The sequence below is a fragment of the Streptomyces sp. NPDC048523 genome, from assembly GCF_043199815.1.
Taxonomy (GTDB): Bacteria; Actinomycetota; Actinomycetes; order Streptomycetales; family Streptomycetaceae; genus Streptomyces.
In genome coordinates, this window is record NZ_JBICWQ010000012.1 from 135,377 (window position 1) to 156,716 (window position 21,340).

The 21,340-nt window shown below is 69.2% G+C and carries 21 protein-coding genes, 1 tRNA gene and 2 pseudogenes; 10 read left to right on the forward strand and 14 right to left on the reverse strand.

Features of this window, described 5'->3' with window-relative positions; translation table 11 throughout:
• Positions 1-239: 239 nt before the first annotated feature.
• A pseudogene (locus ACGFWE_RS39335) lies at positions 240-1,378 on the forward strand (ABC transporter substrate-binding protein).
• 269 nt (positions 1,379-1,647) lie between these two features.
• Here ACGFWE_RS39335 and ACGFWE_RS39340 read toward each other — a convergent pair.
• A complete protein-coding gene (locus tag ACGFWE_RS39340) occupies positions 1,648-2,553 on the reverse strand; it encodes a LysR family transcriptional regulator (protein ID WP_393605036.1) in 906 nt (301 codons plus the stop codon).
• Between the two features lie 126 nt (positions 2,554-2,679).
• Between ACGFWE_RS39340 and ACGFWE_RS39345 the strand changes: the two genes are divergently transcribed.
• Both ACGFWE_RS39345 and ACGFWE_RS39350 read left to right on the forward strand, forming a co-directional pair.
• Positions 2,680-3,492, forward strand: a complete 813-nt coding sequence (locus ACGFWE_RS39345; protein ID WP_393605038.1) for an inositol monophosphatase family protein — start codon at positions 2,680-2,682, stop codon at positions 3,490-3,492.
• 58 nt (positions 3,493-3,550) lie between these two features.
• On the forward strand, positions 3,551-4,195 hold the full coding sequence (locus ACGFWE_RS39350) for an NADPH-dependent F420 reductase (protein ID WP_393605040.1): 645 nt from the start codon (positions 3,551-3,553) through the stop codon (positions 4,193-4,195).
• A 216-nt stretch (positions 4,196-4,411) separates the two neighbouring features.
• Here the strand turns inward: ACGFWE_RS39350 and ACGFWE_RS39355 are convergent, their stop codons facing one another.
• From ACGFWE_RS39355 to ACGFWE_RS39380, 6 genes are all read right to left on the reverse strand, one after another.
• On the reverse strand, positions 4,412-4,927 hold the full coding sequence (locus ACGFWE_RS39355) for a putative immunity protein (RefSeq protein WP_393605042.1): 516 nt from the start codon (positions 4,925-4,927) through the stop codon (positions 4,412-4,414).
• Between the two features lie 912 nt (positions 4,928-5,839).
• On the reverse strand, positions 5,840-6,625 hold the full coding sequence (locus ACGFWE_RS39360) for a sulfite exporter TauE/SafE family protein (protein WP_393605044.1): 786 nt from the start codon (positions 6,623-6,625) through the stop codon (positions 5,840-5,842).
• Positions 6,626-6,907: 282 nt separating this feature from the next.
• Positions 6,908-7,297, reverse strand: coding sequence for a VOC family protein (locus ACGFWE_RS39365; RefSeq protein WP_393605046.1), 390 nt, complete (start codon positions 7,295-7,297; stop codon positions 6,908-6,910).
• 108 nt (positions 7,298-7,405) lie between these two features.
• Positions 7,406-7,735, reverse strand: a complete 330-nt coding sequence (locus tag ACGFWE_RS39370) for a deoxyxylulose-5-phosphate synthase (protein WP_393605048.1) — start codon at positions 7,733-7,735, stop codon at positions 7,406-7,408.
• 407 nt (positions 7,736-8,142) lie between these two features.
• Positions 8,143-8,658 (reverse strand): hypothetical protein, encoded by a 516-nt coding sequence (locus ACGFWE_RS39375; protein ID WP_393605050.1) that lies wholly within the window; start codon positions 8,656-8,658, stop codon positions 8,143-8,145.
• A gap of 54 nt (positions 8,659-8,712) precedes the next feature.
• A complete protein-coding gene (locus tag ACGFWE_RS39380) occupies positions 8,713-9,504 on the reverse strand; it encodes an ArsR/SmtB family transcription factor (protein ID WP_393605099.1) in 792 nt (263 codons plus the stop codon).
• Positions 9,505-10,124: 620 nt separating this feature from the next.
• On the opposite strand from ACGFWE_RS39380, the gene ACGFWE_RS39385 reads away from it, so the two are divergent.
• Positions 10,125-10,805 (forward strand): polysaccharide lyase family 7 protein, encoded by a 681-nt coding sequence (locus tag ACGFWE_RS39385; protein ID WP_352392216.1) that lies wholly within the window; start codon positions 10,125-10,127, stop codon positions 10,803-10,805.
• Between the two features lie 42 nt (positions 10,806-10,847).
• Here the strand turns inward: ACGFWE_RS39385 and ACGFWE_RS39390 are convergent, their stop codons facing one another.
• Both ACGFWE_RS39390 and ACGFWE_RS39395 read right to left on the reverse strand, forming a co-directional pair.
• Entirely contained in the window at positions 10,848-11,507 is a 660-nt protein-coding gene (locus ACGFWE_RS39390; RefSeq protein WP_393605052.1) for a hypothetical protein, read from the reverse strand.
• Positions 11,508-11,885: 378 nt separating this feature from the next.
• Positions 11,886-12,413 carry a hypothetical protein gene (locus tag ACGFWE_RS39395; RefSeq protein WP_393605054.1) on the reverse strand — a complete coding sequence of 176 codons (528 nt, stop codon included), beginning with the start codon at positions 12,411-12,413 and terminating at the stop codon, positions 11,886-11,888.
• A gap of 159 nt (positions 12,414-12,572) precedes the next feature.
• Between ACGFWE_RS39395 and ligA the strand changes: the two genes are divergently transcribed.
• Positions 12,573-14,657 carry an NAD-dependent DNA ligase LigA gene (gene ligA, locus ACGFWE_RS39400; RefSeq protein WP_393605056.1) on the forward strand — a complete coding sequence of 695 codons (2,085 nt, stop codon included), beginning with the start codon at positions 12,573-12,575 and terminating at the stop codon, positions 14,655-14,657.
• Between the two features lie 1,155 nt (positions 14,658-15,812).
• The gene (locus tag ACGFWE_RS39405) at positions 15,813-16,244 is read left to right on the forward strand and encodes a spore-associated protein (RefSeq protein WP_393605058.1); all 432 of its coding nucleotides are present in this window, start codon (positions 15,813-15,815) and stop codon (positions 16,242-16,244) included.
• Between the two features lie 221 nt (positions 16,245-16,465).
• On the opposite strand, the gene ACGFWE_RS39410 is transcribed toward ACGFWE_RS39405, so the two are convergent.
• Positions 16,466-16,786: a hypothetical protein gene (locus ACGFWE_RS39410; RefSeq protein WP_393605060.1), complete on the reverse strand. Its 321-nt coding sequence runs from the start codon at positions 16,784-16,786 to the stop codon at positions 16,466-16,468.
• A 680-nt stretch (positions 16,787-17,466) separates the two neighbouring features.
• On the opposite strand from ACGFWE_RS39410, the gene ACGFWE_RS39415 reads away from it, so the two are divergent.
• A protein-coding gene (locus tag ACGFWE_RS39415; RefSeq protein WP_393605062.1) for an IS5 family transposase occupies positions 17,467-18,341 on the forward strand; the annotation gives its coding sequence in 2 pieces (ribosomal slippage) (positions 17,467-17,856 and positions 17,859-18,341; 873 coding nt in all).
• Positions 18,342-18,345: 4 nt separating this feature from the next.
• On the opposite strand, the gene ACGFWE_RS39420 is transcribed toward ACGFWE_RS39415, so the two are convergent.
• Together ACGFWE_RS39420 and ACGFWE_RS39425 are read right to left on the reverse strand one after the other, a co-directional pair.
• Positions 18,346-18,843, reverse strand: coding sequence for a GNAT family N-acetyltransferase (locus tag ACGFWE_RS39420; RefSeq protein WP_352391446.1), 498 nt, complete (start codon positions 18,841-18,843; stop codon positions 18,346-18,348).
• A 195-nt stretch (positions 18,844-19,038) separates the two neighbouring features.
• Complete coding sequence (locus ACGFWE_RS39425) at positions 19,039-19,422, reverse strand: WhiB family transcriptional regulator (protein ID WP_352391447.1); 384 nt, start codon at positions 19,420-19,422, stop codon at positions 19,039-19,041.
• A 281-nt stretch (positions 19,423-19,703) separates the two neighbouring features.
• On the opposite strand from ACGFWE_RS39425, the gene ACGFWE_RS39430 reads away from it, so the two are divergent.
• Together ACGFWE_RS39430 and ACGFWE_RS39435 are read left to right on the forward strand one after the other, a co-directional pair.
• Positions 19,704-19,777: transfer RNA gene (locus ACGFWE_RS39430), tRNA-Thr, on the forward strand.
• 408 nt (positions 19,778-20,185) lie between these two features.
• Positions 20,186-20,374 carry a hypothetical protein gene (locus ACGFWE_RS39435; RefSeq protein WP_352391448.1) on the forward strand — a complete coding sequence of 63 codons (189 nt, stop codon included), beginning with the start codon at positions 20,186-20,188 and terminating at the stop codon, positions 20,372-20,374.
• On the opposite strand, the gene ACGFWE_RS39440 is transcribed toward ACGFWE_RS39435, so the two are convergent.
• Complete coding sequence (locus ACGFWE_RS39440; protein WP_393605065.1) at positions 20,343-20,546, reverse strand: hypothetical protein; 204 nt, start codon at positions 20,544-20,546, stop codon at positions 20,343-20,345. The two genes, ACGFWE_RS39435 and ACGFWE_RS39440, sit on opposite strands and share 32 nt — an antisense overlap.
• A gap of 222 nt (positions 20,547-20,768) precedes the next feature.
• On the opposite strand from ACGFWE_RS39440, the gene ACGFWE_RS39445 reads away from it, so the two are divergent.
• Entirely contained in the window at positions 20,769-21,005 is a 237-nt protein-coding gene (locus ACGFWE_RS39445) for a hypothetical protein (protein ID WP_352391449.1), read from the forward strand.
• Positions 21,006-21,109: 104 nt separating this feature from the next.
• Here the strand turns inward: ACGFWE_RS39445 and ACGFWE_RS39450 are convergent.
• Positions 21,110-21,202, reverse strand: a pseudogene (locus tag ACGFWE_RS39450) (IS5/IS1182 family transposase); the annotation flags it as partial.
• Between the last annotated feature and the right edge of the window lie 138 nt (positions 21,203-21,340).

Consider the following 21,340-nt stretch of genomic DNA (forward strand, 5'->3'; position numbering starts at 1 on the left):
GGATGCCCCGTGGATCTCCGGCCCGCCGCGGGAACGGCCCACTGCGCGGCGGAACTTCCCGCGCCGTGGAGTTGACCGGCAGCAACCCGGAGCTGCGGTGGCGGACCCGCGACCTGGGCCCCCGCTGATGCCGGTCAGGCGACGGACTCGTCACCCCCTCCGGTACTCACCGCACCTGTCCCGGTCCGCCGATGCCCCCCAGCGCCCTTCTTCCTCTCAGTCAGAAAGGTCCCCCCCACATGACCGACCTTCCCAGTCGCCGCCACCTGCTCGCCACCGGAGCGGGCGCCGCCCTCGGCCTCGGCGCGTTTGCCGCCACCGCCCGTCCGCCGCAGCGTCCCCCGGCCCCGGTTCAACGGCAGGAGCCGAGGAGACGAGGACGCTCGACGAGCTCTACCAGGCGGCTCTCGCCGAGGGCGGCAAGCTCGTCATCTACGCAGGCGGTGACGTCTCCTCGCAGGCGGACGGCCTCCGAAGCGGCTTCAGGAGTCGCTTCCCGGACATCGACCTGACGGTCGTCGTCGACTACAGCAAGTTCCACGACGTCCGCGTGGACAACCAGTTCGCCACCGACACCCTCGTGCCCGACGTCGTACAGCTGCAGACCGTGCAGGACTTCGTGCGCTGGAAGCAGCAGGGCCGTCTGCTGGCCTACAAGCCGGCCGGCTACTCGAAGGTGTACGCCCCCTTCAAGGACCCGCACGGCGCCTGGGTCGCCGTCCAGGTGAGTGCCTTCAGCTACATGTACGGTCCTGCGGCGGTCGGTTCGGACGCACCGCGCAGCCCACTGGACCTCGCCGACGCGAAGTGGAAGGGGCAAATAGCCTCTTCCTACCCGCACGACGACGACGCGGTCCTCTACCTCTACACGCTGTACGTGGAGAAGTACGGCTGGGAGTGGCTGGCCCGAGTGGCCGCCCAGGACGTGCAGTTCGCCCGCGGCAGCTACACCCCGAGAGACGCCGTCACGAGCGGGCAGAAGGCGATCGGCGTCGGTGGCTCCGGTGCGGCCCTCGCGACCGGGCCCGTCAAGTGGGTGCTCCCCGACGAGGCGACGCCGTTCATGTCCTGGGGGCAGCGGGCCGCGATCCTGAAGCAGGCCAAGCACCCGACCGCTGCGAAGCTCTACCTCAGCTGGCGGCTGTCCGTCGAACAGCAGCAGGCCGCCACCAACGGCTGGTCGGTCCGCACCGACGTCACCCCGCCGGCGGGCCTGAAGCCCATCTGGCAGTACCCGAACGGCAACCTCGACGGCTTCCCCCGCTTCATGGCCGACCGCGCCGCCGTCGAGCGCTGGAAGCAGACCTTCGCCCTGTACTTCGGCGAGGTCAAGGGCGAACCTTCGCCGGGTTGGCTCGGGTTGCACCCGGGAGCCTGATCGGCATTTCGGCAGTATCTGGACCCTCGGCCGTCCTCCCAGCAGGGGGACGGCCTTGCCGTCGGAGAGGACTTGCGCCGCACTGACACCTCCTTGCCGACGCGGGCGTCTGTTGTCGGCAGACGTGCGTTGTGGCGGAACGCGTCTGACGGTCGAGAGACCGGGCGCCCGGCACACGGGACAACTGCTGGGCCTTCGAAACAGCCCCGAGCATGCCCGCTGATCATGCCGGCGCAGCGGCGAACTCCAAGATCCCCGACAGAGCCGAGCTAGGACGGGGTGAACAGGGCCTGGAGGGTTCGGGTGGCTGTTTCGCGTAGCCAGACGTGGGCGGGGTCGTTGTCGTGGCGTTGGTGCCAGAGCAGGTGAAGGGGTACGTCGGGCAGGTCGAGCGGCAGCGGCAGGGTGGTCAGGCCGAGCTGGTGGCGGGCGGAACGGGTGGCCGCGTCGGGGAGGGTGACCACGAGGTCGGTCTCGCGGGCGAGTTGCAGTGCGGTGGCCGTGGTGGGGGCGGAGGCGACGACGCGGCGCTCATGGCCGAGTGCGGTCAGCGCGTCGTCGATCCGGTCGTGGAGGCTTCCGCGCCGGGAGACGATGACGTGATCGGCCGCCGCGTACCTCTCGGCGGTCACGGGCTGTTCGGTGAGGGCGTGGCCCGGGCGGACCGCGAGGACGAGCCGGTCGCGGCCGACGAGGCGGTGACGGATGTCGGGCAGGGACGGCGGGCCGGCACTGGAGGCGAGGTCGACCTCGCCGCGCCGCAACTCAGGGGTGTCGTCGCCGGGCTCGGCGGTCAGCCGTACCTGCACCCCGGGGGCCTGACGGTGCGCCGCGGCGATCAGGGCAGTTCCGCAGGTGGAGGCGAGGGCGTCGTGCCAGCGGACGGTGAACACCCGCTCCAGAGTCGCCAGGTCGAGTTCCGCCTGAGCGGACAGCAGGTGATGGGCCTGCTGTACCAGGGCGTGGACCTGGGTGCGCATGGCCAGGGCGCGGGTGGTGGGCGTCATGTGGCGTCCGGTGCGGACCAGGATCTGGTCACCGGTCGCCATGCGGATACGGCTCAGGGAGCGGCTCATCGCCGGGGAGGTGACGTGGAGGCGGGCCGCGGCACCTTGGACACTTCCTTCCTCCAGGAGTGCGTCCAGGGCGGTGAGCAGGTTCAGATCCAGTTGCATGGCAGTCACTTTACGAGTGATAACCATGCACTTGTTGTTAACTGCCGTAGCTCCTACCTTCGAGATGCGGGGCGGAGAACAGCTTCCGGAAACACCCCCGCGTCCACCGAATCCAAGGAGTGCGCCATGAGCAGCACAGCCATGCCTTTCGACCTTGACACCACGCTCCTGTCCGCTGTGACCGCTGTGGTGGAGGACGCCGGAGTCACCCTGCGGGAGCGCTACACGACCCATGCCCGGGGCGTGAGCCTGGAGGAGGTCGTCGGCGAGATCCACGCTAACGACGACGCGGTCCTCGCCGTGATGCGCGAGCCGCTGCTCCGGGCGAGGCCGGGGTCGCAGTGGGCGGAGGACGAGCTGGCCGGCGGAGCGCTCCCGGCGGGCGAGTGGTGGGTCGTCGACCCGGCCGAGGGCAACATCAACCACGTCCACGGCATGCCGGACTGGGGCGTCACCGCCACCCTGGTGCGCGACAACCAGCCGGTCCTCACGGTCGTCCACCTCCCGCTGACCGGCGACACCTACACCGCCACCGCGGGCGGCGGCGCCCACCTCAACGGCCGGACCCTGACCGTGTCGGCGAAGAACGACCTGGGCGCCGCACTGATCGGCACCGGCCAGGCCCGGCCCGGCGAGAGCACCGACACCTTCCGCCGCATCGGCGCATCGGTCACCGCCATGCTCACCGCCGGTCTCGTCGTGCGCGTGTCCGTCCCGGCGACGCTGCAGCTCATCCACGTCGCCGCCGGACGCATGGACGCCTTCTGGCAGTTCTCCGACGTCCGCTCCGGCCTCGTCGCCGGCGCCCTGCTGGTCACCGAGGCCGGAGGCACCGTCACCGACCTGGACGGCAAGCCCTGGAACGCGGCCAGCCGCGACTTCCTGGCCGCAGCCCCCCACATCCACACCGCCGCGCTCGACGTCCTCGCCTCGATCTGACCCCCCTGGCCCTCAGAGCCACCCTGACCCTTTCACCTCAGACCTTCAGGAAGACCCCATGACCAGCATCGGAATCCTGGGCGCCGGCCGCGTCGGCACCAACCTCGCCCGCACCCTCAGCGCGGCGGGACATGACGTCACCGTCGGACGCCGTAAGAACGGCGACGGCAGGGACACGCCGCCCGCTGACGGCACCACGTTCCGCTACGCCGATCACTCCACCACCGCTCGCAGCGCGGACATCGTCATCAACGCCACACCCGGCGACACCACCCTGGAACGGCTCACCTCCCTGCGGGCCGAAATCGCCGGCAAGATCCTCATCGACGTCTCCAACGCCACCCGCGACGCCGACGACGGTCTGCCCGGTGAGCTGTGCCACCCGGGCAGCAGCCTGGCCGAACAGCTCCAGAACGCCCTGCCCGACACCCACGTCGTCAAGACCCTCAACACCATGCTGTTCACGGTCATGACCGCCCCCGGGGAACTGACCATCCCGCCCACCGCCTACCTCTCCGGAAACGACGAGCAGGCCAAGAAGACCGTCACCGCCCTCCTGGGCGACCTGGGCTGGCAGACCGACTGGATCGAAGACCTCGGCGACATCACCACCGCCCGCGCGACAGAAGCCATGATCCTCGTCGTCCCCCACGTCCTGCGCCGCCACGGCTTCACCCCCTTCGCGGTCTCCCTCGCCCGCTGACCCGCCCCGCCGGAAGAGACGTGCCCGAGCCGCGTCCGGGCCCGACAGCACCGGGCGGGCAACGGCTCAGCGGCACCGGGCGCGCCACGCAGCACAGCACCGCCGCGCCCCCGATCACCAACAGCGGAAGGAGCCACAGCGGTGACAGCGACCGTGCCGCCACACGACCTACGGGACTGGGTGTCGCGCCTTCGACAAGCCGCCGGTGGAGCAGCCTCAGCAGTCGAACACCAACCAGCAAATGTCGTTCCGCAACCGCTGGTCGTCCAGAACGAGCTCGCGAATCGCCTGCGGGAGCTGGTCGCGCTGCCACTGGCACTCGCGTCGCCCTGCGGCCTCGCTCTCACCTGCCGGCGCGGCAGCGCGTACGGCCTTGATCGCATAGGCAGCCGCACCGAGCTCGTGCGCGGCGACATGTGCGACGACTGCGGCCTGACCGGCGGCATACGCGGCATACCGCGCCGCGCCACGCAGGTCTCGAGCCGCGCCCATGGCATGGCCGCCCGCCGCGCGGGCCTGCATCATCCTGACCTCGCCACGCACCCAGGCGCGGGCATGCTCGATCGCCTGGCGCGGTCGTGGGTCCTCAGGCTGAGCCGACTCGAAGAGGTCAAGGACGTGCTCCGCGCAGTCCGCCGCCCAAAGGGCGAGGAGATGGTGATCCGAATCAGTGAGGATCCCGCCGCGGCGGATCGTCACGAAGCGAGGATCCCTGACCTTCGGGAGGATCATCGGCCGGCACTCCTTCCTCCTGGCATCCGCCCGCCCGCATAAGTACGCGCACCCACGACCATGCACGCCCCGAAGCGAAGGGTGCAAACCCGGCGGTCGATCCAAGCTCGGCTACCAGTCTCCCGGCCGGACGGGACGAGTCATCAGTCGCCGGCCACTCGCTCACGGACGCGGTCACGAGCGGATTGGTGCGGTGGCCGGCCGAGCGCCGCTGCGGCGCTAAGCGGTGGCGCCCTGCACCGTGTGCGCACGGCCGGCGGGGGAGTGGGTTGCATCGTGGACGACACATCGCGCCGTGGGCCTGATGAGCATCGCGCCGCGTGTGGGCCCCGGTTGTGTGCCGGTGGTCTCAGTCCACTCCGGGCGGAACGCGGGTGGCCTGGCGGTAGTACATGCGCCAGCCTGCGGTTTGGTCCGTCTTGCGCGAGCTCGAACTGTGCCTGGTCCTGCGTTCGCGGAGCGTGGTCTCGAAGGTCAGATGCACCAGGCCCGGCGCGAGCAGCACCCCGAGATCTCCGACGGCTCATAGCGGGGGCCTTCCGCCGAACTGCCCGCGTGGTCAGGCAGTTCGGCGAGCATGGCCTCATACGTCCATCGCCGCCCCGACCCGCCGACCTCCACGAAGACGTATCCTCTCCGGGCTCACAGGTCCCGCCGCAACCGATTTCATCTGCCACCGGACGGTGCCGTCCTCTGATTGGTGATCAGGTTGGCCTTCGACATGGCCCGTTCACTCGGGCTTGGGAACTCAGTCGCCGACCACTTCGTCCGGACGTGCGGGCGACGGCCTCGTCGACACCCGTTCTTGCGCCCTTCACGCTGCATGAATCGGTGAGCGGCTGTGCGGGCGGGGCAAGGCCCGTTCAACGTGCTGATCGGGCCTACCGCGTACGGCGAGACCTGTCCCAGAGCTCAACTGAGCCCATCGATGGCGTAGAGGGTGCCCAGCGTGGTGGCGAGGGTGCCCAGCAGTAGCTGGAGAAGGGTCTCCGGCAGACGGGGTTGGAGGCGGGCGCCGAGGTATCCGCCCATGAGCCCGCCGAAGCCGCAGGCCAGGCCGAGGAACCAGTCGGGTGCGATGCTGCCGGTCCTGGCCAGGGACAGCAGTGCGTAGGTGGAGGCCCCGACGACCGAGGTGGCGAAGGTGGCGGCGAGCGCGGCGGGGGCGACCTTGGCGACGGGGATGCCGCGGCCGACCAGGATGGGACCGAGGATGGAGCCGCCGCCGATGCCGTAGATCCCGCCCACGACCCCGACGACGAGCGCGAGGCCGGTGATTGTCCGGGGCGCGGGTTCGGGGCGCGGGCGATCCGGGTGTGTGGGGCGAAGTGTCCGGGTGATCAGCCAGATGCCGAGCGGCAGCATCAAGGCGGCGATCAGGAGCCGGAAGACGTGTGGGCCGGGAAGGGCGAAGACGCGGATGACCGCGCCGAGAATCACGCCGGGGAGCGTGCCCGCCACCAGTCGGCGGACCAGGGGCCCTCGCAGGGCTCCGTCGCGCCGGTAGCGCAGCAGGGCGCCGGGCCCTGCGACGACGTTGTACAGGAGGTTCGTGGGTGTGACGGCCGGGCTGGGAACGGCGAACACGCTCAGTTGCACCGGCAGCAGGAATACGGCTCCGGATACCCCGACCGGGGCGGTCACCACGGCGATCAGCAGCCCGACCACGAGGCCGGCAGCTCCCAGTCCCCACTCCACCCGATTCCCCCTGTGCCCAGATCAACGAGGCGGATCTCAACTGGTGCCCCGAAGGGAGCGTAGAGCGCCTCGCCGGAGTGACGGTGATGAGATTGGCATTGGTCGCGGTCAGGCGGCGGGGCAGCACGACGAAGCCGGGTGCGTTCGGTGATCGGTGGACGATCTTGATCGTGAGATCGAGCCGGGTCTTGGCCCAGGGCAGGAGGGTTGCCCAACCGAGTAGCGGATCGCGTCCGGCGCGCGCAACTTTGAGCTGCCAAGAGGCCCTGCAGCGACAACTGCTCAGCCGCGTTCCTGCACAAGCTTCACGCGGTGACCCTCAGGATCACGCAGCCAGGAAAATCGAAGACGTCCGTCCGGTGACTCGGTCGGACTCTTCAGTGGCTCGCCTCCTGCATCGAGCGCCGTCTGATGCACGCCGTCGACGTCGTCGCACCACAACACGACTTCAGTGTTCTCCCCGGGCGCCGTGGCGATGCCGAAAAGCTCGCCGCCCACACGAGCGGAGCTGAACCCGATCCGGACGCCTGCCGCCTCCACCTCGACCTGGTGAGGCTCGCCCTCGGACGGGAAGCGGAACCTCTCCGGCATGCCAAGGCTGCGGAAGAACGCTGCACAGCGCTCCACGTCGTCGCACCACAGGTTCACCTGAACAGCTCCGAACACCGCCATGCGCACAACGCTACCCACCCAGGCGCCGTTCGATCGGCAAGGCCAACCACTCGGTACGACAACAGGCATTCAGCCAGCCAGTTCGGCGTTCGGCCCCCAGCCCGTCCCTCACCCCACGTCCCGCCGGACGAGCGCGAGCGCGATCGGCTCGCCGCTGCGCTGCGCGTACGTCATCCGTTCGCGTACCTCACGCAGGGTCCGGGGGCGGTATCCAGGGCCGCCGCAGCAGCTCTTGTGGAACCCCACGCCGGCGTTCAGCAGCACCGTCAGTGTCCGCCACGCCGCGGCATCCCGCCGTCGGGGCGGGGCGAACGCCGAACCTGAGTGGATCAGCGGCTGAGCACAACGGGGACAGGCCCGCTGTCGCGTTCTGTCGTAGGGCTGCTTGTAGGAGGCCCGGCAAGAGAGACAGACGTACGAGGTCTTCGCATGAGCCATGGGCTCAACGGTAGAGGTCGCCCTGGGGCCCGACCAGCGAATTGAACAGACCGAGAGGCCAGCAAGGAGTGTTGGCGCGCTGCCGGATCCCAACTGGCCAACTGAGGTGCTCAGTCACAGCGATGAGGCGAAGCCCCGTGTCGCCGTGGCGATCGGGTTGCGCAGCTCTCCTGTGCTCAACCGGCACGTCGTCGGCCTTGACTCCGACCACGCCGCACGGCAGGTTCACGTGCCCTGGTGCAGCGCCCCGAGGGCGCTGTCGCCCTCTTCGGAGACGAGCTCGAGACCGCCGAACCGGCCGACGCCACCCGGTTCGGCCTTGCCGCGTTACATCCGCGCCTTCGCCCGCCTCGCCTATCGGGTCCGCACTCCCGGGGCCAGCCGGAGCCGGAATCGCCGTGTCCTGGTCACCGCGCGGTCTCGGCCGCGCTCCGGTCGGGGAGAAGGGCGAGGAGTTGTTCGGTGTGGCCGGGCAGTTCTGTCTGGGCCAGGCCGGTGACGATGTCGCGCAGCGGCATGGGCTGATCGACCAGGAGGGTGTCGTGGGACAGGAGCCGTGTGGGAGCAAGGGTGCTGAACTCGGCGTCGCTGAGCGCCGTGGCTGCGGTGAGTGCGCACAGGGCGGCTGCCTGGTTGCTGATGCGGTCGCGGAGCCCGGCGTTGCCGCCGGCGTGCGCGATGGTTTGCTCGATGGTCCAGGCGTCGAGGGCGATCCGGTTGTCGTACGTCGTCTGGGTCCCCGCTGCGACACCTGCGACGGCGGCGATGGTGGCTGCGCTGATGAGAGAGACGTGGGCGAGGATCTGGTCGGCGTTCCACTCGCCGTCCGGCGGGTGGAGGCAGGGGCCGTCGGCGTTGGCCACGGTGGCGGCGGCGTCGAGCAGGGCGCGGTAGGCGTCCTGGAGTGGGGCGGTGTCCAGCATGTCGTGCACCTCTTTGTGCGGACGTACGGGAAGGAAGGGGAGGAGGGGCGCGGCTCACGTGTGGGCGGCGCGGGACATTTCCCAGGGCGCCTGTGGCAGGACCTCGCCGGTCTCCAGCATCGACTTGAGGTTCGCCAGCACAGCCGGCCAGCCGGCCGAGATGCCGCCCAGCATCTCCTGGTTGGGGAGGTTCTCGTGGGTCACGGTGAGGCGGACGATGTCCTGGTGGGGTTCGACGAGGAAGGTGACGACCGACGCCTCTCTCGGCGATTGGGCATCGGGGGCGTCATCGAAGGTGATGACCAGCCGGGTCGGGGGCTCGGCCTCCAGGACACGGCCCACCACGTCGATCTTGTCCGACCCGTCGGCCCGCCGGTGTTCCCAGGCCGAGCCCGGCTGCCAGTCGGAGACGTTGGCGTGTCCCCAGTAGCGTGCCGTCAGGTCGGCGTCGGTCAGGGCGTGCCACACCTGCTGCGCACTGGCGCGGATGTAGGTGACGTATACATAGTCCGGCACCGGTGTGGGTGCGTTGGTCATGGCGTACTCCTCTGCCTGGTGCTTGATGGCGCTGATCGCTTGCAGGCGGGGCTTGTCGAAGCCGGAGATCCAGCGCTCCTCGATCTCGTGGATCGGGGCCGGGTTGAGGTAGTGCAGCCGCTCCCGGCCGCGCCGTACCACGGTGACGAGGTTGGCCCGCATGAGGATGTCCAGGTGCTGCGTCACCGACTGGCGCGCCATGTCGAGGCGCTCGCACAGTTCGCGCAGGGTCTGGCCGTTGTGCTCGCGCAACCGATCGAGCAGGAGCCGCCGGGTGGGATCGGCCAGCGCCTTGAACGCCGAGTCCATGGCTGTTGCTTCGAGGCTCACGCTCTATTATGCAGGTATTCACCTGCCTATTGTCAAGATGGGGCTGGTCGAGCGAGCCGGGCGCCGCGCCGAAGCCGGTAACGGCGTCGTACGGGTCCTGCCCCTCGGCGTGGCGGCGCCGACCGGTCGGGTGGCCGGGCCCGATGGGGTGCGTGTGCACGGTAGGGCTGGGGCGCGCCTCGTTGTGGACACGGCGTCGACGGTGTCATCGGCGAACGGGACGAACTCGGGGGCGGCTGCGGAAGGGAGAAAAGGGCGCGGTCGCATCGGTCTCGCTCGGCCGGGACGAAACGGCCGTCGTGCTGACGCGCGGTTCCGGCCCGGACGTGCGTGCACGGGATGTGCCGGCCGTCGGCGACGCGAACCGTAGGGGGTGCCGGACGGGGGTCCAGCAGTCACTTCGGTGTCGGCCTGTGCCACAGGCCGACACCGAAGTGATCTCCCCATTCATCGGGTCTATCGCCAGCGGCAGGCGCACGAGCCTCCTGAGGCCACGACGGTAGTCTGGTCCAACTCATTGACTCCTCCGATGTATTGAGGTTGCCTGCTTCCCGCGCTCCTCACCTCCGCACTCGCACTTCACCGGAAAGGAACACGCCATGAACAGGAGATCCGCCTTACGGGCCGGTGCCGGTCTGCTGGCCGGCGGCGCCGCGCTCACGCTGCCGTCCGCCGCCCCTGCCGCAGCGGCGTCCGCCGTCTCCCCGACCGACGGCTGGACCAAAACCTCATTCACCTACAGCTGGCAGAAGCCCTGGAACCTCGACCTCAGCGACCGGCACAGCTACAGCGGTGGCGTGGACCGCATGTGGGTGTACGCCACCGATCAGCCGTTCCAGGAGGGCAGCTCCACAGACCCGCGTACCGAGATGCGCTGGAAGGTCGACTACACCACGGGCGACCGCATGTGGGACGCCGACGTCTACCTCCCGTCCGGAACCGACGGGGCGTCCTTCGTTCAGATCCTGCGCAGCGTTCACCCCTCGGGCACTCCCGCCACCGACATCATGCTCAACATCTACGAGACCAGCGGCGGCACCGTACGCCGCTACGACGGCACAGTGCTCAAGACGGGCGCGTACGACACCTGGTTCAACGTGAAGATCGCCCACGAGGCGAGGACCGGGACCGGCACCGTCAGGGTCTACTTCGACGACTCCCTCGTCCTGACCGTCGACGACCGGGGCCCCGCCACCCGCTACTTCAAGAACGGCGTCTACAACCACGGTTCCGGCCGCGCCGAGGCCCGCTTCCGCAACATCCAGTACTGGACACGGTGACCCCTCACGCGCCGCCGACCAGGGGTCCGTGGCGAAAGCGGATCAGGAGTCGTGGTCGGCTGGAGCGGTTGTCCGGTCTGGCCAGCCCCGCGACAGGGGAAGACTGTCGGTTCGGAGCGCGTCGCGCTGTTCGGTCACCCACTGCTCGACCTGAGCTACGGATGCCGCGACAGTCTGGTCCGAAGTGTCGAGCAAGTGGGTGCACCATCGCCGATCGTCGGCGGGCCAGCTGGTCCAGCGGTGCCAGGCCATGCGGGGCCAGCTGCCGTCGATGATGGCGTCGGGGCGGTATCGGGGATCCTGAGCGTGCTTGCGGTGCCAGGCGGCCCAGCCGAGGAAGGCGTCGACCGCCGCGGCGTCCCATCGGTCCGCGTCGCGCTTGGTGAGCCTGCGGCGCCGGGCCTCGTCGGACACGTCGATCAGACAGATCGCGATGCCATCCAGCAACGGGGCGGAGGGGCTGGCCAGGATCTCTCCCAGCGGGGACTGCCCGGTCAGCAGGAGGTCGACTCCGCGGGCCTGGTACTCCAGCGCGCGACGCAGCCACACCTCGGTCATGCGGTTGCGCCACTGGCGATCGGCGCCTTCCGGTACGCCGACCTCGTCGAAGTCGTGCACGGCGAGCCGCCCCAGACGCTCGCCCACGGAGTAGGCGAGCGTTGTCTTGCCCGAACAGCTGGAGCCGGCCAGTTTGAGCAGCATCTCAGCCCCCGCTCCGGTTGGCCACAACCACTCGTTGATGGCAGCGCCCAGTACGGTCCCCTTGTAACGGAAAGTCAGTTTGTCGTATCTCGCTGGCACCGCGGTGCCCCTTCAGTGGTCTTCGGGGTTGTGCAGCTGGTGCCACGTCTGCGCAGGTAGGCGCGGTTCGCGCGGAAGCCGCATGGCTTGTCGGACCACTCTGTCCGGCCGGGACTGCCCCAGAGCGATCAAGAAACCAGTGCGATGGCCGATGCGATGGCCGATCCTGAGAACCCGGAGCGGCCGCAGCAAGGTGGCACAGGGGCGGCGGGCACACAACCAGCGCAGACACCGGAGTGCCGGCAGGCCCAGGCCTCGTGCTCAACCGCCTTGACCCCCCTACAGTTGTTCCCCCCTGCTGGGTGGTTCCGGAGGATGCATCCCGCCACCGTCCTTGATGTCCCTTTCACAGGTGCGTCCGTAGTAGGACTGGTCGTTGGGGATCAACAAGATTCCGGCAACCTGCTCAGGGTGCTCGACGGCGAGCCAGTCGTCGCCCGTGCGGGGATCGTCGGCCGGCCCGAACGCCTGGGACGAGTAAACCGTCTGACACCCCAACGCCACACGCTCCTCGTCGACCGCGCAGGCGTCCACTGCGGGGCCGGAATATTCGTCGGCGCCGTCGAAGCGGAAGCGGAAGTGAACCCGGTCTCCTTCGGAGGGCACCTGCGGGTGGGGCTCAAGCCGCCAGTCGACGACCGCGGCGGTGACGCCGAGAGGCTGCCCATGCGTGTTCACGACCTGCACCCTGACACCGGCCTTGCCGCGCTCTGCTGTCGTGTCGGTGCAGCCCCAGGAGGAGCAGCCGGACAGGGCGAGAATCACCAGGGCCAGCGGGGCAACGGCGAATACCCGTGCGAGTAACACTGAGGTGACCTCCGGTCGGAGTGGGCGGGGCAGTGTATCCCGGGTCCTGGCAGCTGCGGGTGAGGGCGACGAGCGCCTGCGGCGGCGAAGCCGAAGCGCAGAAAAGCCCTGTGAACTGCGCGGGTACCGTTGTCAGTGGCGGCGTGCAGGATGACGGGCATGACGACACCCGCTGCAGAGATCATGGACAGTGCCGCCTACGCGCAGGCGGTCGAGGACGCGGTGAAGGCGTCGGCGGCCTACTACGGGGGCGGCACGTCGGCGCTGGACGACGATGCCTACGACCGGCTGGTGCGCGGCATCGCCGCGTGGGAGACGGACCATCCCGATCAGGTGCTGCCCGACTCGCCGACCGGGAAAGTCGCCGGCGGGGCGGTGGTGGGCGATGTGGCGCACACGGTGGCGATGCTGAGCCTGGACAACGTGTTCTCACCCGAAGAGTTCACGGCCTGGACGGCCTCGCTGGCCAGACGGGTCGGCCGCGAGGCTCAACGTTTCAGCGTCGAGCCGAAGCTCGACGGCCTCGCGATCGCGGCCCGATACCGCCAGGGCCGGCTGACCCGGCTGATCACCCGCGGCGACGGGATCGCCGGGGAGGACGTCTCGCACGCGATCGGCACCCTCGAGGGCCTGCCCCACACGCTGGCGGAGCCGGTCACCGTGGAGGTGCGCGGCGAAGTCCTCATGACGAGGGCCCAGTTCGAGCACGCCAACGAGGTGCGCACCGCGCACGGCGGGCAGCCGTTCGCCAATCCGCGCGGTGCTTCCGCGGGCAGCCTGCGGGCCAAGGACCGTGCCTACACGGTGCCGATGACGTTCTTCGGCTACGGCTTGCTGCCGCTGGCCGACACCGACACCGTGCTCGCCGCACGGCTGGGCGAGCTCGCCCACAGCGACCTCATGGCTCTGAGCACGCAGCTGGGAGTGAACACCACCGCTACCACCGCGGTCCCCGCAATCGTCGCCGCCACCGTTGAGGAGGTCCTGGAGCGCGTGCGGGAGATCGCCGCGCTGCGCGCCGAGCTGCCGTTCGGTATCGACGGCATCGTCGTCAAGGCCGATCCGGCCGCCGACCAGCGGGCCGCAGGATCCGGTTCGCGCGCTCCGCACTGGGCGATCGCCTACAAGCTGCCCGCCGTGGAGAAGATCACCCGCCTGATCGACGTGGAGTGGAACGTGGGGCGCACCGGGATCATCGCCCCGCGCGGCGTCCTGGAGCCGGTGGAGATCGAGGGTGCCACCATCACCTACGCCACTCTGCACAACCCGGCCGACATCACCCGCCGAGACCTGCGCCTGGGCGACCAGGTCATGGTTCACCGCGCCGGTGATGTCATCCCGCGCATCGAGGCACCGGTCGCCCACCTGCGCACCGGCGATGAGCAACCGATCGTGTTCCCGGAGGTGTGCCCGCGGTGCGGCTCCGCCATCGACACCAGCCAGGAACGCTGGCGGTGCGAGCAGGGCCGCAACTGCCACCTGGTCGCTTCCCTGTCCTACGCGGCCGGCCGCGACCAGCTCGACATCGAAGGCCTGGGCGCCACCCGCATCGTGCAGCTCGTCGAGGCCGGCCTGGTGGCCGATCTCGCCGACCTGTTCACCCTCACCCGCGACCAACTCCTTGCACTGGAACGGATGGGCGCGACCAGCACGGACAACCTCCTCACCGCGATCGCCGCGGCCAAGGACCAGCCGCTGTCGCGGGTCCTGTGTGCGCTCGGGGTCCGTGGCACCGGCCGCTCCATGTCCCGCCGCATCGCCCGCCACTTCGCCACGATGGACAACATCCGATCAGCCGACGCAGACGCAATGCAGCAGGTCGAGGGCATCGGCACCGAAAAAGCACCCTCGATCGTCGCCGAACTCGCCGAACTCGCCCCGCTCATCGACAAACTCGCCGCGGCAGGGGTGAACATGACCGAACCCGGCGCAACCGCACCGCCCGCGGCCCGCGACACTGACGCCGCTGCCGGCGGCACGGATGCGGCGGTCGGGCCGCTGGCCGGAATGACGGTTGTGGTCACCGGCGCGATGACCGGGGCGCTGGAGAATCTCAGCCGCAACCAGATGAACGAACTCATCGAACGCGCCGGTGGCCGCTCCTCCTCCAGTGTCTCCCGAAAGACCACCCTGGTCGTGGCCGGGGAAGGCGCCGGATCCAAGCGCGCCAAGGCCGAAGCCCTCGGCATCCGCCTGGCCGACCCGGACGAATTCGCCGCCCTGGTCGCCGACTTCACCAGCTGAACCTACGACCGCTGTGCCCCAGCTCACCGCGGCCAGGGCAACGAGCGGGAACACCGCACAACAGTTGTCCGTTCGTCTGTATGTGGCTGGCGGAGGGGACAGTGTCCCCGGGCCTCACCCTCCGCCCATGGGGACGATCGTCCGGCTGAAGCCCCATGGAGCAACCCGCCGAGAGGCGACCGCCCTCCGCACGCCACGGCCCCGGCTGGCTCCCCCGTCCAGCCGGGGCCTTCTCATACCAGCGACCGGCACAGATCGGCCCAGACAGCTGGGCCGCCAAACCCGGCCACCCGGATACCACATCGGTGACCGACATCTCAGCCGGCGACGAGGCGTCCTGTGGTGAGTTCACCTAGCGCAAGGCCGCGCCGACGTGGTCCGAAATGCGGCAGGTCCGCGATGTCCGGTTGGGTCAACTCCACCTCGATGAGCCGCTTCCCCACGTTCGCCAAGCAGCTCCGGCTGGTCGATCAGGCGCGTAGTTGGTCAGGTCGCCGGGCTTCGACAGTGCGACGCCTCGAAGCCGACGATCAAGTGCGACATCCGTTAGCGGGATAGTGACTGGCACCGCAGATGCGGCCCGGGTCCGGTCACAGGACCGGCCCCGGGCCGTGCCACGCCGGAGAACGGAGACACGCAGTGAGTTTCCGGCGGGATCACATGGATTGCCGACGAGGACATTTCCTGGCACGACTACTGCATCAAGTCCGCCCGCGGCCTGACGGGCGAACAGCTCGCGGCCCGCCTCGCCGCCGCAGCCGGCCCCGCTCCGGTCCAAGTCACCACCGGACCACAGGCCGAAGAACTCATCGACAGGCTCGACGCCGAGCGCCGAGACACCGACAGCATGGCCGTCCGCTACGGCGACCACGCCGGCCTGGGCTTCGCCGTAGCCTACGGTCACCGGCCCTCTGTCCTCGGGCCCGCGTGCCACGACGGGACATCCCGAGCCGGGTTCACGTCTTCGGCGCGTCACTGCCCACTGCGCTCGTCAGAGGGCGGCAGTCCCGATGAGAGACACGGCCACGGACCCGTTCGCTCCGTGTCCGGGTTCGGTAACCGGTGCGGGTGGCCTACAACGCTGGTCGGGTGACGACGGTCAAACCCTTCGAAGTCGACAAGCTGTTGGGGCAGTCGACGAAACGGGGGATTCACATGAACATCATTCAGCGTGCCGCAGCGGTCGGAGCAGTCACGGCCGCCGTGGTCGGCGCCATGGGGGCCGTCGCACCGCAGGCAGGGGCGGCGGCGCCGCCGGCGAAGTACAACGGTGTCTGCGGGACGGGGTACACGGTGGTCGACTCGGCGCCGGTCGGTACGGCGGGCACGGTCTACCTGACGTACAACCCCTCCACCGGACGGGACTGCGTGGTCACCGTGCGCGCCCGTCCCGGCACCGCCGTGGCCATGCTGGCGATGGTCACGGACGCCCAGGACCCCGATCCCGAGTTCGATGACGGTTTCTACACGACCTACGCCGGTCCGGTGTACATCGGTCACCCCGGGCACTGTGTGAGCTACGGGGGACGGATCTCCGACCAGAGCGGCGGAGCGAACAACGTGCACTGCACACCACTGTCCGACTGAGCGGTCCCACTTGGTCTTCTGCGCAGGACAGCCGAGGTGGTCCAGCGAGATCCGCAGGTGCGCTGCGTTCTTCTGCGGACCCGGACCGGTCCGTTGTGCCCGCACTTGAGGCCGGGCCGGTCGGTCCGTTCTCGTCACTGATCTCGAACTGGTGGTAGTGCACCCGGCTGCTGGACTTGCTGCGTGCGGCCTTGTCGCTCACCCCCGCGTGTGTGTCCGCTTCAGCACGGGTGGTGCAGCCAGCGCTGCAGGGTGGTGTTGATGCTGGCGGGCAGGGCGCTGAGCTGGTCGATGGCGTCGCGGTCTTCGGGCCGGGGCGGGATGCCGGCGACGGTCAGTGTGGCGTGCAGGGCCAGGCGGCGCTGGTCGCGGGGGGTGATGAGGATGTTGAGGCGTTCGGCGGGGTTGGGCGGCGGCAGCAGGTCGTCCATGTCCTGCCCCGCGGAGGCCGCGGCAGCCGCAGGCCAGATGGTCTGTGCCGGGTCGGCGGCGTAGGGGTCGACGAAGGTCTGCGGCGTGTGGGGTTCAAAGGTGATGGTCACGGCGGGCTCCTTCGGTAGCGGGTGGATGTGCAGTGGGAGAGGCCCGCGCGGGCTTGTGCGGTTGCGGCTGCGGGGCGATGTCACGCCGACGGCGTCATCGGCGGCTCATCGTCTTTTCGACCAACACCGCGGCAGGCTGGCTGCGCGTGATCAGCGGCTCGTTCGTGCTCCTCTTCTCCCCGCGCTGCTCTCACCGGCCGGTCGGGGGCTACGACCTCACTGCAGGTCAGCCGATGCCGGTGACCTGCAGCAGCGCCGTTGTTCAGTTGTTTTTGATGGCGCTGCGGGCGGCGGAGAGAGGGGGGATAGTGCCGTCGCCGACGAATGCACCCGCCCGGACGGAACGCCGCATGACCCGAGAGACGGCGAGGACCAGGCCACGCTGCTGCGCCCGCTGGCTTGCATGGGCTGATGACCCGGGTCCAGGCGGTGCGTTGAGCTGACCGCATAGGCTCCCGTTCCCGCTCCCGGCCGTCCGCCGTCGCCGTGTCCGCTGTCCCGAGGTCTCCTCTGCGGCCGATCCGTACGGACCGAAAGTCCGGCATCGTTCCCGAGCAGGAGACCGCGGTTGCCGCGATGGACCAGACCGGAGCACATCCAACAGACTCACCCCGCCTGGGCGGCCGGTTGCACTAGGCCGTGTTGCGAAAGTGGATCAAGGCCGTGGATGATCACGTCTCGTGCGGCGTGGAGATCTGACGAACGGCCAGTGGGCCCGGCTGGAGCCGTTGTTGCCGACGGGCAAGAAGCCAGGCCGTCCCCAGACGTGGACGCGGCGGCAGCTGATCGACGGCATACGGTGGCGGACCAGGGCCAGTGCGCCGTGGCGCGACGTGCCGGAGCGGTACGGGCCGTGGGACCGGGCCTACGACCTGTTCCGGCGCTGGCAGCGGGACGGCACCTGGAAGCAGATCTTTGTACAGCTGCAGGCCGAGGCCGACGCGAAGGGCCTGATCACCTGGGACGTCAGCGTGGACTCCACGATCGCGCGGGCCCACCAGCATGCTGCCGGGGCCCGTAAAAAGGGGCCGCGCAGAAGGAGCCTCCTGGTGGCGTCGAGACCGAGCCCGACGACCATGGCCTGGGGCGCTCGCGCGGCGGGCTGACCACGAAGCTGCATTTGGCGGTTGAGCAGGGACAGAAGCCGTTGTCGCTGCTGGTCACGGCGGGCCAGCGGCACGACAGCCCGCAGTTCCAGCCGGTTCTGGAGGCCATCCGGGTGCCTCGCCTCGGCCTGGGCCAGCCGCGCACCCGGCCGGACAAGGTCCGCGCTGACAAGGCGTACGGGTCACGCGTGAACCGCGCCTACCTGCGCCGGCGTGGCATCCGCTGCACGATTCCGGAGAAGGCCGACCAGGTCCGCAACCGTAAGAAGCGCGGCTCGCGCGGCGGTCGGCCGCCGAAGTTCGACAAGGCCGACTACAAAGAGCGCCACGCGGTGGAGTGCGGCATCAATCGCCTCAAGCGTCACCGGGCTGTGGCTACGAGATACGACAAGCTCGCCGTCCGATACGAGGCAACCGTGCTGGTCGCAACCATTAACGAGTGGCTGTGACCCCTCACACGGCACGCTCCATGCACACCAGTTGATCCCGTTCCTCCCACGATTGGGCGACGGTGAAACCGAGCCGCTCGTACAGGGCGATGGCACCTGCCCGCCACTTCCATACCGACAGCCGTACCGTGCTGACGCCGCTCTCCGCGGAATGCGCAAGCGCGGCGCCGACCAGGCCGGACGCGATGCCCCGACTCCGGAATGCCGGGTCTGTCCAGAGCCTCTTGATCTCTGACCGGCCGCCGACGGGGGCGGTCACCACCAGGCAGCCCACGGCTGTGTCGCCGCTCAGAGCCATCAGCACGACATCGTCGGCGAACGCGGCCCGCGGGTCCAAGATTTCTGCCCGGTAGCGGTCCGGCAACCCGTCCACATCGACAACGGCCTCGCCCTTCTCTGCCTCCGTCCGCAGATGGTAGGCCGCCAGCAACTCGGCCAACCGATCCACGGAAGGGCCCTGACCTGGCCAGTGGACGATGACAACCTCGCGTTGATCAGTCATTGCGCCAGCATCACACGACCCGTACCAGACACCGAACGAGCCCCTTGATCCACTTTCGCAACACGGCCTAGAGCAGAAGCGACGGAGGAGGTGACGGCGGATCTTGCCGAACATTCCTCCGACCCTGCTGGAGCTGTCCGCGTATCGGCCATTCCACAAGGCTCTGATCTGGTGTGATGAAGCTCGCCTGTGCGGTCAGCACGCCTCGTGCAATACCCGGATGCCGTCCTCGACCGGGACGGCGGCATCGGTCTGCTGCTCATGTTCCACGCGGGCGGTGTGCAGGAGGCGCCACCACGACGTCACGGTCGGTCGGCGGCGAAGGAGCGCCCGCCGCTCGCGTTCGGTCATGCCGCCCCAGATGCCGTGCTCGATGCGCTGGTCCAGGGCGTAGGCCAGGCATTCGGTGCGCACGGGGCAGCCGGTACACACGGCCTTCGCCCGGTTTTGCGCCGCTCCCTCGACGAACAGTTCTTCCGGGTCGACGCTCTTGCACAGCCCTCGGTCGCCCCAGTCCGTATCCGTTATCACCTCGGCACCGTCCCCTCCCCGATTCCGCCGGCAGCTACGCCCGGCCATGCGGCAGGCATGTGAGAGTACGCGAGTCCGGTGCTGCGTGTTCAGCAGCGCAAGAGCGCCCAACTCTCACGAGTGACGCGGACTTGCCACAGATTGGGCCCGGGGCGACAACGGCGATCGAAGCGGGGATGTCGTCGACGAACCTCTCGCTCGCTTTCCGGGCATCGCGAGGCGCGGCGACTTCGGGCTTTCTGGGGGCGTGCTCAACGAGCCCCGAAGCATCGACTGGCCTTGCTGCGGCCGCACTTGGCCCGGAACGCCTTGTACGGTGAGCCAACCGACGCGGGGTGGAGCAGCTCAGTAGCTCGCTGGGCTTGTAACCCAGAGGTCGCAGGTTCAAATCCTGTCCCCGCTACCGGAGTTCGGCCTCCTCGCAGTGAGCGGCAGAGGCCGACGCCTTTCTCGGGCGCGTCGGGCCCACCGCCGAAATCACCCTTCGATGTCACCCGCCTCTGGGATTCGGGACAGAGTCGCCGTCCCGCCGCGTTCGGCAGCATGTCGGCGTTGGCTCGCGTGCCCCCGTTCTCCTGCCGGGGTGGGTAGTTGCGCCACTGCCGGCACGACGCAGAGCTTTTCTCCCAGGCTGTGCCGGTGGGCGAGACGGCTGAGCAGTGAGGATGCCGTCTCGCCCGGGAACGGGGCGGTGCGGAAGATCCCTGCGGGGCGAAGCACGCTGTCTGGACGCAAGCTGGCCATGGGCCTCAGTCCTCTGTGACGCTGCCAGGCATCTGGTAAGTCTCAGGCCCTCGGTGCTGTGAGGAGCGTGCAGCGAGCAGATCGGCGGCACGCGTTCGGGCGCGCGGGCTGCGTCCAGACCGTCAGCGGTTGGCCGGGGGCGGCCTGGTCGGAGGGCTGGGTCCAGCTGCTGCTGGTAGCGCCGCTGCTCGTTGCGACGGTCTTCACCCGCTGGGAGAACGGCCTCAGGGCCTCCTGCTCCTGGTCCGGGCCGTAGTCCTTCTACGGGCCGCTCCGAGAGTGAAGGGGTTGGCCTCTTTGTCGATGGCGTCGGCTGTGCGTAGCAGCAGGAAGTAGCTGCGTTCGCGGTACTTGTAGCAGCCGATGCAGGCGGCGACCAGCGTGCCGATGAAGCCGATGGCGATGAGCGTGATGTTTCTGCCAGACACCTCACGTTGCTATGCCGTCAACGGCTCGGGTCTCGCACTCGAACAACGGTGAGCTCGGGGACAGCTTTGCCACATGACCGAATCGGCCTCTGGCACTGCCGTGGCCTGACCACGGCGGCGGTCAGGCCACGGCTGCCCCATCCACGGCTGGTCAAAGAGCCCGGACCCTTGCTGTACGGGTCGCAGCGAGAGGCTCAGTGCTGCACGGCGTAAAGTCCCTACGTGACACACACCTTCGAAGAACTCCTGGACAAGCAACGCGCCGCCGACGAGGCGCACGCCACCGTGCAGGCCCTGCGTGGCCAAGGCGACCCGCCCGCTTACGAGACCGCGTGGCAGGCATGGCGCGACCTCGCCCGCGACGTACAGGCCGCGGTCACCGAGCACGCGAAAGAGCAGGGCGCGATGCGGGCCGGAGTGGAACTCGATGTGAAGAGGGCGGTCCGTTACACCGAGTAGCAGGATGCAGTGGTCGACGCTGGGGCGTTGCGCCAGTGCTGTGACCGCATAGGTTGGCCGGGGTGGGTGGTGGCGGTTGGATGTGGGGTGATGGCCGATCCCGTGCAGCGCCTGTCTCCCTCGCGGGTGACGATGAGCATGGAGCCCCACTCCACGAGCGCATGCGGCACGTCGAGTGCGGCAGGACAGAGGACCAACGAAGCTTCCAGGGCTGCTTGGTTGAGACGTCAGACATCTCCATCAACAGCCCGGAGGCCTCACCTGTTACGCGTCCTCAGCCGTCACTCGATCGGTGCCCAGACTGAAGAAGCGCAGTGACGAGGTCGAGCAACGGA